Genomic DNA, 13,259 nt, shown 5'->3' with positions numbered 1-13,259 from the left:
GGGGAGAGGGCCGGGACGGCGGGCTGGGCCGGGGCGTCCATGGCGATGGGGCTGCGGTCCTGGTCGGGCATCACCCGGTTCCAGACCCGCTGAAAGACCTCCGGGTCAAAGGGCTGGAGGGAGAGCTTGGGGTCGAGCTGGCTGGTTTCCATGACAGATTACCTCCCGATGGGATGTGGATTCCCCACATTCTATGCGCATCGGGCGGGAGAGGGACCGGGGTTGCTGGCGGGGCGGTTTTATGATACACTAGACGGCAAACACGGAAAAGAGAGAGGAGCAGAAAACGAGTATGGATGAGTCTATGCCGGTGAATCTGAAGCCCCTGGAGTGCCGCTCCAACCGGCCCCACCAGTTTTCCACCGCCAACGGGATTTTTGTGACAAAAATTGAGCCCGGCCGGGCGGAGGGGTTCCTGCAGGTGACCCGGGACAGCCTGAACCCCCACGGGAAGGTCCACGGGGGCGCGCTGGCTGCCCTGGCGGACACGGTGGGCGGAAACTGCGCCTGCGCCCGGGGGCGCAGCTGCGTTACCGCCAGTCAGTCCATGGAGTTTCTCCGCCCGGCGGAGGGCCCCTATATCACCTGCGTGGCCACCCCCAAGAAGGAGGGGCACACCCTGTCGGTGATCCAGGTGGAGCTGTCCAACGCGGAGGGGAAGCTGGTGGCCACGGGGACCTTCACCTTTTTTATGATGGACCAGTGGTGAGGAGTAAATGAAGAATTTAGAATGCAGAATGCAGAATTGCGGTGTCCGGCTTTGCCGGACTTGATTGAAATGGTGCGCCTGCGGTGCACGCGGTGACTCCTATGTCATCACCCCTATCTTCCCCAAATGTGTCGTGTTTTGGGGAAAGCGCTTGACATTTCTGGGATAGCGTGGTAGGATACAAAGACATTCAGCAAAAATACAGGATAGAGGCGCGGTGCGCATGCGTACCGGGGGACAAGGCCAGGCAGCCGTCCTCCGGGAGAGGGCGGACCGCCGAAGGGCACCCTTGTCTGCCTGGACGGGGACCCTGGGCCGTTGGGAGAAGATCCCGCGGACTGTCACAGATTTGTGGAGCGCTATCCAGAGGCTTTCCCCGCCGGAGCATGCCGGAGCGGGGAGGGTGTTTGGCTTGCCATGGGCGCGTTCCGCGTTCATGGCTTTTTGTTTGCGCGAATGTGGGCCGTGCGGGCCTGGAATGAGTCAAATGGAGGGAAATGAGATATGAGAAAAATGAGAACCTGGCTGCCTCTGCTGGCGGTGCTGGTGCTGGTGGTCATGGCCATGACCACCGGGGCCTTTGCCGCGGGGGAGGAGGCGGAGGAGTTTGTCAGCCCCTTTTACGCCACCCCCTGGGCCCTGCTGCCCCCGGTGGTGGCCATTGGACTGGCTCTGATCACAAAAGAGGTGTACTCCTCCCTGTTCATCGGAATTCTGGTGGGCGGACTGCTGTACTCCGGCTTCAACTTTGAGGGGACGGTCCTCCATGTGTTTGAGGACGGCATCGTCTCCGTGCTGTCCGACTCCTACAACGTGGGCATTCTGGTGTTCCTGGTCATCCTGGGGGCCATGGTGTGCCTGATGAACAAGGCGGGGGGCTCCGCCGCCTTCGGCCGCTGGGCGGCGAAGAACATCAAAAGCCGGGTGGGGGCCCAGATGGCCGCCATCGTGCTGGGCGTGCTGATCTTTATTGACGACTACTTCAACTGCCTCACCGTGGGTTCCGTGATGCGGCCCATTACCGACAAGCACCGGGTCTCCCGGGTGAAGCTGGCCTATGTGATCGACGCCACCGCCGCCCCGGTGTGCATCATCGCCCCCATCAGCTCCTGGGCGGCCGCCGTGTCCAGCTATGTGCCCGACGGCCAGGGACTGGCGGTGTTCATCCGGGCCATCCCCTATAACTTCTATGCCCTGTTCACCATCGCCATGATGATCGCCATGGTGCTGATGAAGGTGGAGTTCGGCCCCATGCTGAAGTTTGAGCGCAACGCCATCAAGACCGGAGATCTGTTCTCCGGTTCCAACCCCTACGCCGGCCTCATGGAGGACGATCCGGACGACACCAAGGGTGCGGTGGCCGACCTGGTGCTGCCCATCGTGGTGCTGATCGTGGCCTGTGTCACCGGCATGCTCTACTCCGGCTCCTTCTTTGACGCCGCCAGCGAGAACTACCTGAACATCCCCGGGGCCTTCTCCAGCTCGGACGCCTCCATCGGCCTGATGCTGGGCTCCTCTTTCGGGCTGCTGTTCGCCCTGATTTTCTACTGGGTGCGGAAGGCCATGACCTTCAAGCAGATGATGGAGTGCATCCCCGAGGGCTTCAAGGCCATGGTGCCCGCCATCATGATCCTCACCTTTGCCTGGTCCCTGAAGGCCATGACCGACTCCCTGGGGGCCACCCCCTTTGTGGAGTATTTTGTGAACACCTATGCCCGGAGCGTGCAGTTCTTCCTGCCCGCCATCGTGTTCGCCATCGGGTGCCTGCTGGCCTTTGCCACCGGCACCTCCTGGGGCACCTTCGGCATCCTGATTCCCATTACCATGGCCATCTTCCCCCTGGACAACCCCCTGGGCATCATCTGCATCTCCGCCAGCATGGCGGGCGCCGTGTGCGGGGACCACTGCTCCCCCATCTCCGACACCACCATCATGGCCTCGGCGGGGGCCCAGTGCGACCATGTGAACCACGTGTCCACCCAGCTCCCCTATGCCATTGTGTGCGCCGCCATCGCCTTTGTGTCCTATGTGGTGGCCGGCCTGCTGGTCCACTTCGGCGCGCCGGGCATCCTGGCCCTGCCCTTTGGGCTGGTGCTGCTACTGGGCTTCCTGGTTGTCATGAAGCGCATGGGCGACGACGTGACTAAATAAATAACGCACAGACATTAGGTACGCAGAATGTGCCGCGGAACCGCTGAGGTTCCGCGGCACGTTTTTATTTTCGCGGGCTCGTCGGGAACCGGAGGGGAGGGACTGTCGTTTGCCCCAAATAAGAGGTATTCAGGTCGGTTTCGTTGCAGGGGCTTTTGGGAGTTTGATATGATACGTTCGATCCAAAGCGGGGAGGAAACGGGCGGAGGAAAAGACGATGAGAATTGCCGTATGCGAAAATAGCCCGGAGTCCGCCGAGCGGCTGCGGGGCTGGATTCAGCAGTTTTGCGTCCTGTATCAGGTGCCGGCGGTTCTTGAGTGTTTTTCCTCGCCAGACGGCTTCGCGGAGGAGCCGGAGCCCTTCGACATCGTCTACATGGGCTTCGGGGGCAGCTCCGGCTTTTCACAGGCGCGGCAGCTGCGGGACCGGGACCGGGCGTGCCGCATCATTCTGGTGGACGACACCCCGGAATTTGCCATCCGGGGGATGCGCCTGCACTGCGTGGACTTTATCCTGCGGCCGGTGCAGTTCCGAAACGTGGTCCGGAGCATGGGCCTGGCCCTGGGGAGGCGGATGGGATGAGCTGGATTCAGACCAGACGGAGGGCCCAGGAGGCCCCCGCCGGGCGCTCCATGGAGGACACCCTGCGCAGGCAGATGGCCTGGGCGGCGGGCACCGAGCAGTTTCAGCACCGGGACCCCCTCTATCACGTCACCGAGAGCTTTCAGCAGACCTTTGACGCCATCGGCCGCCGCCACGCCCAAGAGCTGGCCGGAGGGCGGACGGAGGAGGGGGCGGATCAGACCTCCGGCGAAAACCAGATGCCGGATCAGACCTCAGCCCGCTCCTTCTATGAGCGCTCCCGGCCGGAGGACCAGGACATGGTCCGGCGCTTCTCTGAGACCGCCTTTCAGCGGGGCACCCTCTCCGGCGCGGTGCTGGAGGGGACGGGGCAGATGATGCTCTTCTCCTGCCTGAAAAAGACGGTGGGCCAGTCCCAGCCGGACAAGTGGCAGCAGCGCAAGCTCTTTGAGAAGGCGTCCCCCATGCGCAACGTCCCCGGACACAGCCCGGACAAGGTGGTGTTCAACCGGGGCTTCACCCACAGCGCCGTGGGCCTGGTGGTGGACACCCTGCGGGACGCCCGCCGGACGGTGGAGGACATGCAGGACCTGGCCCTGGGCCGAAGCGAGATGGGACAGGACGGGGCGGATACCCTGCGCACCATGTACCCCTTTTTGGACGACAGCCGGGAGCAGGAGCTGCTGGAGCAGTACCGGCGGCAGCTGCGGGAGGCGGGAGACGGCCGGGAGAAGGCCGCCCTCCAGAACGCGGCCGCCCGGATGGAGGCCCTGATTGCAAAAAAGGCCCAGATGAAGCAGGAGTTTATCAACAAGCTGCGCTTCCTGTCCGACCGGGCGACAGAGGCCCTGGCCGCCTTTACGGAGCCCGGCTTTGCCGGAGCCCTGGACCAGGCCCTGCGGGAGGCGGTGGGGGCGGAGGAGCCGCCCCCGGAGGACGGGGAAGGAGGGGCCGATGGAGCAGCAGAGCCAGGCGCGGGAGCGCCAGAGGGAACAGCCTCAGGACCGGAGGGCGGAGGAGAACCGCCGGACTCCGGAGCGGGAGCGGCTGAGTGACGCCGGGCTGGCCGCCCGGGCGGTGCTGGCGGGGGAGTCCCTGCTGGACCTGCCTCCCTCCAAACTGGAGGAGCTGGCCGGCTGGGTGGGCAACCAGGGAATGGCGGAGCTGCTGGAGCTCCAGGCGGGGCCGGCGGAGGAGACCTCCTTCCGCATGCCCGAGGGGGAGCCGGAGACGGAGCCCTTCCCGGTGCCGGAGAGCCCCGTCCCTCTGCTGGATGCCCCCCGGGGGCTGACGGCACAGGAGAGCCCGGGACCGGCCTTTGATCCGGCCAACTTACAGGGATAGGGGGCGGACTGCCGTGAAGGAATTTGATCTGCCTCCGGACGGGGCGGAGGAGCTGCGGGCTCTGCTGGAGCGCAGCGGGGCGGCCTTCCAGCGGGAGGGGAACCGGTTCCGGCTCCGCTTTGCCAGCCGGGGCTGCCGGTGGCAGACGGTGTGCGACTGCCGGGGAAGCCTGGTGCTGGTCTACGGCATCCACCCCGCCCGGGTGACCCGGCGGGAGCGGGCGCTGGAGCTGTGCTCCGAACTGAACAGCCGGGTGGTCCGGGGGAGCTTTTTCCTCCAGGAGGAGCGGATCGTGTTCCGCACCAGCGCCCGGCTCACCGAGCGCTTTGAGGCGCGGGAGCGCATCGCCGCCGCGCTGGAATATAACGCCGCCGTCCTCTCCTCCCAGTGGGAGCGGATCGCGGCCGGGGCCCAGGGCCTCGTCTTACCAAGGAATCCAAACACGGCCGGGCCTGCTTGAAGCTTCGCGGGGCCCCGGCGGACGGCTCTCCCCTCCATCCGGAGGGAGCGGGAGAGGCGCCGCCCCTCCGCGGAGGTTGAAGCGGACTCTGGTCTGCGGTTTCGGAGATATATATCAGCAAGCAACATTTTATCATAGAAAGGAGGGGCGCTTCACGTCCGGTCCCCAGCCGATACGCGAGGCGTGAAGCAAAGACATGGCAGAGTATTTATCCCCGGGTGTTTACGTGGAGGAGTATGATTCCGGCGCAACACCCATGCAGGGCGTGAGTACCAGCACCGCCGGCTTCGTCGGCCTGGCGGAGCGGGGGCCGGTCATCGGACAGCCCCAGCTGGTCACCAGCTTTGCCGACTACAAGCGGATGTACGGAGGCTATCTCAGCCAGGCCGCCTACGGCAGCAACCGCTTCCTGCCCTATGCGGTGGAACAGTTCTTCGCCAACGGCGGCGCCCGGGCCTACATCATGCGGGCGGTGCCCGGCGACGCCAAGGCGGGCAGCCGCACCGCCGGCGTGCTGAAGCTCACCGCCGCCAACCCCGGCGCCTGGGCGGAGGATCTGCGGGTGGTGGTCACCCCCGCCTCCAAGGCCAAGACCCAGGTCCTGGCGGTGAACGGGGCCGACCTGACCCTGAAGAACGCCGACGGCTTCAACCCCGGCGACGTGGTGGAGCTCTTTGACGGCAAGACCGCCGCCCACGCCACGGTAAAGAGCGTGCTGGACAAGGTGGTCACCCTGGACGCCCCCTGCACCCTGGATGTGGCCGACACCAAGGTGGGCACCGCCAAGTACATCAAGACCTGCGAGATCACCCTCACCGCCCGCCTGGGCGAGACGGTGGAGACCTTTGAGAACCTGTCCCTGAAGCCCGACGCCCTGAACAACGTGTGCGTCAAGACCGCCAAGTCCGATCTCATCTGCGTGGAGGTGACGGCGGCCAAGGCCCCCGCCGCCCCCGCCCCCAAGGAGAAGGACAAGGACGGCAAGGAGATCCCCGCGCCCGCCCCCAAGGCCGCCTCCATCGTGCCCTATGAGCTGTGCGGCGGCTCCGGCAGCGAGCTGGTCCTCACCCTCCAGGGCGGCAGCAACGGCTCTGTCCTCACCGTCACCCCCGACGCCTTCCTGGGCAAGGACGACGGCCCGGGCAAGCGCACTGGCCTGCAGGCCTTCCAGGAGAACGGCAATGTCTCCATCATGGCCATCCCCGGCGTCACCGCCCCCGAGGTCCAGGCGTCCCTCATCGCCTTCTGTGAGAACAAGAAGAGCTGCTTCGCCATTCTGGACGTGCCCATGGAGCTGAAGAAGACCAACGATGTGGCCAACTTCCGGGATATGTACGACTCCACCTACGCGGCCATGTACCACCCCTGGCTGGAGATGTACGACGCCGGCGCCAAGCGGTCCGCCTACTTCCCGCCCTCCGGCGCCATGGCCGGCATCTACGCCCGCACCGACATTGAGCGGGGCGTGCACAAGGCCCCCGCCAACGAGGTGGTCCGGGGCTGCACCGGCCTGTCCTGCGCCTATAACGAGGGGGAGCAGGATATCCTCAACCCCATCGGCGTCAACCTGATCCGGTCCTTCACCGGCCGGGGCATCCGGGTGTGGGGCGCCCGCACCATCAGCTCCAACGGCCTGTGGAAGTACCTGAACGTCCGCCGCCTGTTCATCTATGTGGAGGAGTCCATCAAGGCCAACACCAACTGGGTGGTCTTTGAGCCCAACTCCACCACCCTGTGGAACCGGGTGACCCGCACCATCGAGACCTTCCTGGCCACCTGCTGGCGGGACGGCGCCCTGGCGGGCTCCACCCCCTCTGAGGCCTTCTTTGTGGAGTGCGGACCCACTACCATGACTCAGGACGACATTGACAACGGCCGCCTGATCTGCCAGATCGGCATCGCCCCCGTCAAACCCGCCGAGTTTGTCATCTTCCGCATCACCCAGAAGACCGCCTCGGAATGATCCCGCGCCTCCCAGACTGATACAGAAAGGACGAAGATAAATCATGGCTATCAATTACCCTTATAGAGTATTTCGGTACCAGGTGGAGATCGATGGGATCAGCCGTGCGGGCTTCTCGGAAGTGTCCGGCATGAGCTCCTCCACCGACGCCGTGGAGTACCGTGAAGGCGACGACCTGCGCAACACCCCCCGGAAGCTGGCGGGGCTGACCAAGTTCGGCAATGTGACCCTGCGCTGGGGCGTGTCCGACGACAGCGACTTCCTGGACTGGGTCTACTCGGTGGCCCCCACCAATACCGCGCCTCCCACCGGCATGGTCCGCCACAACGTGACCATCACCCTCATCGACGACGCGGGCAACCCGGGTCCCTCCTGGAACCTGATCAACGCCTGGCCTGTGGGCTACACCGTGCCCGACCTGAACGGCATGGGCGGCGAGGTGGCCATCCAGTCCCTGGAGCTGTGCCACGAGGGTCTGGAGCACACCCCCGGCGCTGTGGCCGGCGAGCCCTCGACCATCTGATTCTGATGCCTCTCTCACAGCCCACAGGCGGTCACGCCTGTGGGCTGCGGGGAATTACCGCCTGCGCATAGGAGGACATTATGCAGACCGAATTTGAATTTGAGCTGCCCAAGGGCTATGTGGACCAGAATGGAGATCTGCACAAGCGGGGCACCATGCGCCTGGCCACGGCGGCGGACGAGATCCTGCCCCTGCGGGACCCCAGGGTCCAGCAGAACTCGGGCTATCTCACCATCATCCTGCTCTCCCGTGTGATCACCAAGCTGGGCACCCTGAGCACGGTGAATACCCGGGTGATCGAAAACCTGTTCACCATGGACCTGGCCTACCTCCAGGACATGTATCAGCGCATCAACATGTCCGAGATGCCCCACTACCAGATCACCTGCCCCCACTGCAATCAGCAGTTTGAGGTGCCGCTGGATTTTTTGCTGGGCTAGAGTGGGCTTCGGAGGAGAACGAGGGGCTTCCCATCCGGCGGCTTCCGCCGCCGGAGCCGGATGAGGCGGTCCGCTTTCCGTGGCAGGGCATCCCGCGCCGGCCGGAGACCCCCCTGTCCCCCAAGCACACCCGGGGGGTGTCGCTCTACCCCCAGGAGCGCCTGTACCAGGAGATGGCGTTTCTGGCCTACTACCTCCACTGGTCCAACGAGGACCTGATGGAGCTGGACCACTGGGAGCGGCGTCGCTGGTGCCGGGAGGTATCAGCCATCAACAAAAAGCTCAGCGGCGACAGCCGGAAGAGCATCGAGTTTCGCTGAGACGGGAGGTGAGCAGCTGATATGCCAGAACAAGGGACCCAGGACCTGCGCCGGCCGGACCCGCTGACGGCCTTCCGGTTCCTCATCCGCGTGGGGGACAGCCAGCAGATTTCCGCCGCCTTCAGCCGCTTCTCCGGCGTGCGCATGGAGGTGGAGACCATTCAGACCCGGGACGGCGACGACAACCGGGGGGTCAAGGAGTACACCCCGGTGTTTACCAGCTACGCCCCGGTGACCCTGAGCAAGGGCGTGGTGGGGGACAACGAGTTTTTGGACTGGCTGCTCTCCGCCGGGGCCAGCGCCTACACGGGGCCCACCGGCTCCGACCTGCGGCGGACCGTCCAGGTGATCGCCCTGGACCAGAAGGGAGAGCCGGCGGTGGGCTGGATTCTCCAGGGGGCCATGCCCATCGGCTATGAGCTGGACCCCATGGACAGCAGCCGCAGCGAGGTGCTCACCGAGAGCATCACCTTCGCCATCACCGGCTTGGAGCGGACAACGGAGATTTGAACAGTGCTGCGGGGGCTGAGCCCCCGGATTGATCCATGGAGGGAGGGACCGGCGTGGCACTTTCCGGCGCCTATTTTGATGTAATGCTGATCGGGACGGGGGCCGTCCTGTCCGGCGGGTTTCTGTCGGTCTCCGGCCTGGATATGGAGGTGGACTACGAGGTCTACACGGAGGGCGGGAGCAATTACCCTCGCTTCTTCTTTAAAAACACCAAGCCCCAGACTCTGGTACTGGAGCAGGGTGTGGTCACCACGGTGGACAGCGTCTCCCTGCTGATGGCCATGGTGAACCAGGGGATGTCCATCCCTCTGGCGGGGACCATCATCCTCCGGGACAGCTTCGGCGAAGCCCAGCGGGAGTGGTCCGTAGTGGGGGCGCATCTGCAGAAGTATGTGGGCCCCCAGCTGAACAGCAACCAGGCCAGCGTGGCCGTCAGCCGCATTGAGCTGATCCACAACGGGTGCTACTGATGGAATCCATTGCAGTGACAAAGCCCGGCATGGGCGTGCTCTCCCAGGAGCGTCTTTTGCTGTCCCCCTTCGGCGCGCTGGCGCAGGCCTTTTCCCAGGAGATCCTGGACCGGGCCCGGAAGGAGGAGGGGCGCTGGTCCTATGTGCCCCTGGACCTGCTGGAGGAGGGGGAGGAATCCCAAACCGCCCCGGCGGTCCCGCCGGTGATCCAGGTGGACCTGCACCTGGTGCTGGAGGCCCTCCGCCGGGAGAAGGGGGAGAGCGAGCAGCGCAGGGCCACCGAGCGCATTGTGGAGCGCATCCTCCAGATCCGGGAGGTGCGGGACAGACCGGCGGCCCAGTCCCCGGCCCGCCCGCGCCTGGAGGAGAGGACGCCCGCCTCCCCAATGGGCGTTCTGCGCCAGAATATCTCACAGACCCTGGTGCAGGAGAACCGCTTCGGCCCCTTCCTTTTGGCGGAAGCAGCGGCAAAGGGCAGAGAAGCGTCCAAGATCCCGTCGGCTCCGGGGACTCTGGGGCGGCAGGCGGAGGCGCTTGCGCAGGTTTTTCAGGATCTGCGGGAGGGCGTGGGACCGGCCGCTGCGGAAACCGGCCGCATGAACGCAGTGGAGGGGGAGGCCCGCACCCGCCTGCCCCGGGCAGCCTCGGTGTCTCGGATCATGCCCCGGGAGGAGCTGACCCACCGGGAGGAGGCCGGGGAGGATGGAGCGGCGCCTTCGATGGCTCAGGCTCCGGCTCTGGAGCGGACGGCCCGTCAGGCGGCGGAGCAGCTCCAGGAGCAGGTGCGCCGGCGTGTGGAGCAGACCCTGGAGCGGGAGACCCGCCGCATCCCGGACCATGCCATGGAGCGCCGAACCGGCCGCTTTGCGGACCGGACGCCGGAGCGCACCCAGCCGGAGCCGGATGTGCAGGCGGGTTCGGGGAAGCAGGCCGTTCCTTCGACCCCAGAAGTCCGGCAGCAGGGCAGAACGAGCGGGGACGTCCGCCGCCCGCGGGAAGAAAAGACGTCCGGGCGCACAGCCCCGGCCCAGGGACATGGACAGCCGGTGGAGCCGGAGCTCCTTTGGGCGGAGAAAACTGAGGAGACTGGGGAGGCAGGGGCGCGGCACAGCGCTGCGGCTCCGGGGCCGTCCGGACGGAGACAGGGCCGAAGCCCCTCCGGCCGGGGAAATCAGGAGCCGCCGGCACAGCCGGAGCGGCAGAGGGGAGAGTTCTCCGCCGCCGCGGAAAATCCGGCGCAGGGGCCGGAGCCCCCTAGATCCGGGCAGAGCCGCCTTCCGGCGGAAGCTGCCGCGTCCGCAAAAGAGACCGGCGCTCCGGCGGCCCAGCCTCAGACAGGCGGGACGGGAGCGGCGGGGCTGTCCCCGGAGAACGCCGCCGGCGTGACGGCGCCCATCTCCACCACGGCGCGGGACCCGCGGGTGGGCGGCCCTGGACTGGAGGCGGCGCTGAATATGCGCCGGGACAGCCGGCCGGACCGCACGGGAGCCGAGGCGGGAACCGAGCTGCCGGTACCCGGGGCGGAGCTGACCTATTGGAAGGAACCGGCCGGGGAGGCGGACCGCCTCCCCCAGGAATACCCCCAAAGCGCCGGGATGGATCTGCCCCATGGGACAGAGATCCGGGAGGCGGCGGGAGACCGCACGCCCAAGCAGAACGGGCCCACAGCCCGGAGCAAGGCCCCGGAGGGGGGCGCACTTGGTCCGGCACACCGGGCCGGGGCGGAGGCCGGTCCTCAGCAGGAGACCGTGCGGGGAAAGACAGCCGGTCCCGGGGCCGCGCCCGACCTGTCCGCCGGACAGACGGACGGATTCCAGAGGCCCACGGAGCAGCGGAGCATGCGCCGGGAGGGCGCGCCCGTCCCCCGGGAGGGGGGCGCGGACCAAATCTCCGGAGCGGGGGCGCCCGCCTTGGGGAGCGCCCCGGGCCTGACGTCCGCCCAGGACATCCGTGTCCTGGCCGAGGGGCTGACTGCGCCCGGTCCGCTGGCGGCAGCGGCCGACTTAGGCGGTGGGGAGACGTCCGGCAGGGAGCTGGATGTTCCGCCGCCCGGCACAGAGCTGACATTCCGGGAGGAGGGCCCCCAGAGCGGAGCGGACGGCGGCATGCTGCCGCCGGAGAGAGAGACGGCCGGAACACTCCCGATCCGGGGAGAGACGCCCCGCCAAGGGGCGGACAGCGCCCAAAAGGGAGCGGCCCGAACCCCGCGGGAGCCGGGAGCTTCCCTGGAACAGAGCGCCTTCCGCCCGGAGCGCGGAGCGCGGGCCCGGACAGAGGGCCCGGGAGCCGCTTGGGAGATCCGAACCGCCCCCCTGGGCCGCACGGCGCCCGGCCAGGGGCATCCGGTCCAGGAGGAGGGCACGGCCCAGAGCTGGAGCCCCCTGCCCGGCGTGGAGCTGACCCACCGCCCCGGGGAACCGGGCGGCGGGGAGATGGCCGGCAGGCCGGATGGCAGAACACAGGCGGGCCGCCGCCCAGGAGACGGGGCGGCGCCCCAAACGGGAGCAGACCGTGGAGCCGCGGCGCCGCAGGGGACGGAAAAAACCGGCCCGGCGGAGCGCGCACGGCCTGACCGGGCGGAGGGGCAGAGCTCGAAAGGAGCCCCTGGAATCCGCGAGTCTCTCCAGGGCCGAAAGGACGGCCCGGCGGAAGCAGTCCGGCAGCGGGCAGAGCCCGCCGGGGAGCAGAGCACAAGGCGGACCGCCCCCCGCCAGACGGGAGGCGGCCCCGCCGGCGCAGAGACAGAGCGGGGCGGAGCGCCCCGCACCCACAGGACAGGACCGGGCGGCCTCCTCCGGACGGCGCGGGAAATCCGCACGCTGGGACCGGTGGCGGGCATGCCTGGGGAACCGGGCTGGAGCGGGTCCGGGGAGGCGTGGACGGCGGAAGCCGGTGGAGCGCTTTCCCTGGCCTTTCTGAACCAGGAGGGAGCGGAGAGCGGAATGGCCGCCGCCTCTCAGGGGGAGGAGCCGGAGCAGCCCCGGCGGCTGGCCGGAGCGCGCACCGGAGCGCCCTTGGGGCTGGAGACCGCCGCCCGGGACATCCGGGTGGGCGGAGCGCTGGAACAGGGCCCCGGTCCGGCGGAGCTGACGCCCGGAGAGGCCGCGGGAGGTCCCGCCCTGGCGGGCGGCCCGCTGGATCTGTACCAAATCCCAGCGGCCCCGGCTGGGACCCATATGGTTTCTGGCCGCCCGGCCCGGGAGGCCGGGGGCCGGAGCGGACCGGCGCCCCAGGCGGGCACAGGCGTTCCGGAGAGCGGGAGGGGAAAACGGCCCCTGACGGCCCGCCTGTCCCAGCACACCGGGGCCCGGAGCGCAGCCCGCCCCGCGGCGGCGCTGGAGCCGCTGGAGCTGTCCTATGGGCCGGTTCCGGCTGGGGCGGCCCCGCCCGATCCGGCGCAGACAGCCGGGGAGAGCGGCTCTCCGGCGGAGTCGGCGTATGTCAAGAGCCTTCCCGACTGGGCCAGGAGGTTCCTGCGGGAGGGGGCGGCCCAGAGCGTCCAGAGTATGGGGACCGCGCGGAACATTGCCTCCCTGCCTTCCCAGGGGGAGGGGAACGCCGTCCAGTGGACGGCTCCCAACTACCGGCCCCCGGCGGCGCCCATGACCTACCGGGAGAAGCCGGGCCGGGAGGAGCGGCAGGCCGGGCAGCAGGCCCCGCGCATCAGCGAGGCGGAGCTGCAGCGCACCGCCGACCGGGTCTACCGCATGATTGAGGACCGCATCCGCCGGGAGCGGCGGAGGCTGGGCCTGTAACCGGAAGAAAACGCAGACGTTGGAAGAGAGG

13 protein-coding genes and 1 riboswitch are annotated in these 13,259 nt (G+C 67.6%); all 13 genes read left to right on the top strand.

Annotation, left to right across the window (positions count from 1 at the left end; translation table 11 throughout):
• Positions 1-292: 292 nt before the first annotated feature.
• The 13 genes from H6B31_RS11660 (at position 293) to H6B31_RS11600 (ending at position 13,228) form a co-directional block, all read left to right on the top strand.
• Entirely contained in the window at positions 293-709 is a 417-nt protein-coding gene (locus H6B31_RS11660; protein WP_243419016.1) for a PaaI family thioesterase, read from the top strand.
• 199 nt (positions 710-908) lie between these two features.
• Positions 909-1,079: riboswitch (Lysine riboswitch) on the top strand.
• A gap of 134 nt (positions 1,080-1,213) precedes the next feature.
• Positions 1,214-2,860, top strand: a complete 1,647-nt coding sequence (locus tag H6B31_RS11655; RefSeq protein ID WP_204898669.1) for a Na+/H+ antiporter NhaC family protein — start codon at positions 1,214-1,216, stop codon at positions 2,858-2,860.
• 217 nt (positions 2,861-3,077) lie between these two features.
• On the top strand, positions 3,078-3,443 hold the full coding sequence (locus tag H6B31_RS11650) for a response regulator (RefSeq protein ID WP_204898668.1): 366 nt from the start codon (positions 3,078-3,080) through the stop codon (positions 3,441-3,443).
• Positions 3,440-4,498, top strand: coding sequence for a hypothetical protein (locus H6B31_RS11645; protein WP_204898667.1), 1,059 nt, complete (start codon positions 3,440-3,442; stop codon positions 4,496-4,498). Before H6B31_RS11650 ends, H6B31_RS11645 begins: the two co-directional genes overlap by 4 nt.
• Positions 4,398-4,787: a hypothetical protein gene (locus tag H6B31_RS11640; RefSeq protein ID WP_204898666.1), complete on the top strand. Its 390-nt coding sequence runs from the start codon at positions 4,398-4,400 to the stop codon at positions 4,785-4,787. The genes H6B31_RS11645 and H6B31_RS11640 overlap by 101 nt, the downstream gene beginning before the upstream one ends.
• A 13-nt stretch (positions 4,788-4,800) precedes the next feature.
• Positions 4,801-5,247 (top strand): hypothetical protein, encoded by a 447-nt coding sequence (locus H6B31_RS11635; protein WP_204898665.1) that lies wholly within the window; start codon positions 4,801-4,803, stop codon positions 5,245-5,247.
• Positions 5,248-5,473: 226 nt separating this feature from the next.
• On the top strand, positions 5,474-7,210 hold the full coding sequence (locus tag H6B31_RS11630) for a phage tail sheath family protein (protein WP_346014074.1): 1,737 nt from the start codon (positions 5,474-5,476) through the stop codon (positions 7,208-7,210).
• A gap of 43 nt (positions 7,211-7,253) precedes the next feature.
• Positions 7,254-7,733 (top strand): phage tail protein, encoded by a 480-nt coding sequence (locus H6B31_RS11625; protein ID WP_204898663.1) that lies wholly within the window; start codon positions 7,254-7,256, stop codon positions 7,731-7,733.
• An 80-nt stretch (positions 7,734-7,813) separates the two neighbouring features.
• Positions 7,814-8,173: a phage tail assembly protein gene (locus H6B31_RS11620; protein WP_204898662.1), complete on the top strand. Its 360-nt coding sequence runs from the start codon at positions 7,814-7,816 to the stop codon at positions 8,171-8,173.
• A gap of 137 nt (positions 8,174-8,310) precedes the next feature.
• Entirely contained in the window at positions 8,311-8,493 is a 183-nt protein-coding gene (locus H6B31_RS11615) for a DUF6760 family protein (RefSeq protein ID WP_204898671.1), read from the top strand.
• Between the two features lie 21 nt (positions 8,494-8,514).
• Positions 8,515-9,003, top strand: a complete 489-nt coding sequence (locus tag H6B31_RS11610) for a phage tail protein (protein WP_204898661.1) — start codon at positions 8,515-8,517, stop codon at positions 9,001-9,003.
• A gap of 53 nt (positions 9,004-9,056) precedes the next feature.
• Positions 9,057-9,473: a contractile injection system inner tube protein gene (locus H6B31_RS11605; protein ID WP_204898660.1), complete on the top strand. Its 417-nt coding sequence runs from the start codon at positions 9,057-9,059 to the stop codon at positions 9,471-9,473.
• Positions 9,473-13,228: a hypothetical protein gene (locus H6B31_RS11600; RefSeq protein ID WP_204898659.1), complete on the top strand. Its 3,756-nt coding sequence runs from the start codon at positions 9,473-9,475 to the stop codon at positions 13,226-13,228. The genes H6B31_RS11605 and H6B31_RS11600 overlap by 1 nt, the downstream gene beginning before the upstream one ends.
• Positions 13,229-13,259 lie beyond the last annotated feature (31 nt).

The sequence above is a fragment of the Pseudoflavonifractor capillosus genome, from assembly GCF_016899775.1.
GTDB lineage: Bacteria > Bacillota > Clostridia > Oscillospirales > Oscillospiraceae > Lawsonibacter.
The sequence above is the reverse complement of the archived record's forward strand: the minus strand, read 5'-3'. Positions and strand labels throughout refer to the sequence as shown.

Excerpts from the sequence above, each read along its gene's own strand:
- H6B31_RS11660 (WP_243419016.1), top strand. The coding sequence starts at position 293 with ATGGATGAGTCTATGCCGGTGAATCTGAAGCCCCTGGAGTGCCGCTCC.
- H6B31_RS11655 (WP_204898669.1), top strand. The coding sequence starts at position 1,214 with ATGAGAAAAATGAGAACCTGGCTGCCTCTGCTGGCGGTGCTGGTGCTG.
- H6B31_RS11650 (WP_204898668.1), top strand. The coding sequence starts at position 3,078 with ATGAGAATTGCCGTATGCGAAAATAGCCCGGAGTCCGCCGAGCGGCTG.
- H6B31_RS11645 (WP_204898667.1), top strand. The coding sequence starts at position 3,440 with ATGAGCTGGATTCAGACCAGACGGAGGGCCCAGGAGGCCCCCGCCGGG.
- H6B31_RS11640 (WP_204898666.1), top strand. The coding sequence starts at position 4,398 with ATGGAGCAGCAGAGCCAGGCGCGGGAGCGCCAGAGGGAACAGCCTCAG.
- H6B31_RS11625 (WP_204898663.1), top strand. The coding sequence starts at position 7,254 with ATGGCTATCAATTACCCTTATAGAGTATTTCGGTACCAGGTGGAGATC.
- H6B31_RS11620 (WP_204898662.1), top strand. The coding sequence starts at position 7,814 with ATGCAGACCGAATTTGAATTTGAGCTGCCCAAGGGCTATGTGGACCAG.
- H6B31_RS11610 (WP_204898661.1), top strand. The coding sequence starts at position 8,515 with ATGCCAGAACAAGGGACCCAGGACCTGCGCCGGCCGGACCCGCTGACG.
- H6B31_RS11600 (WP_204898659.1), top strand. The coding sequence starts at position 9,473 with ATGGAATCCATTGCAGTGACAAAGCCCGGCATGGGCGTGCTCTCCCAG.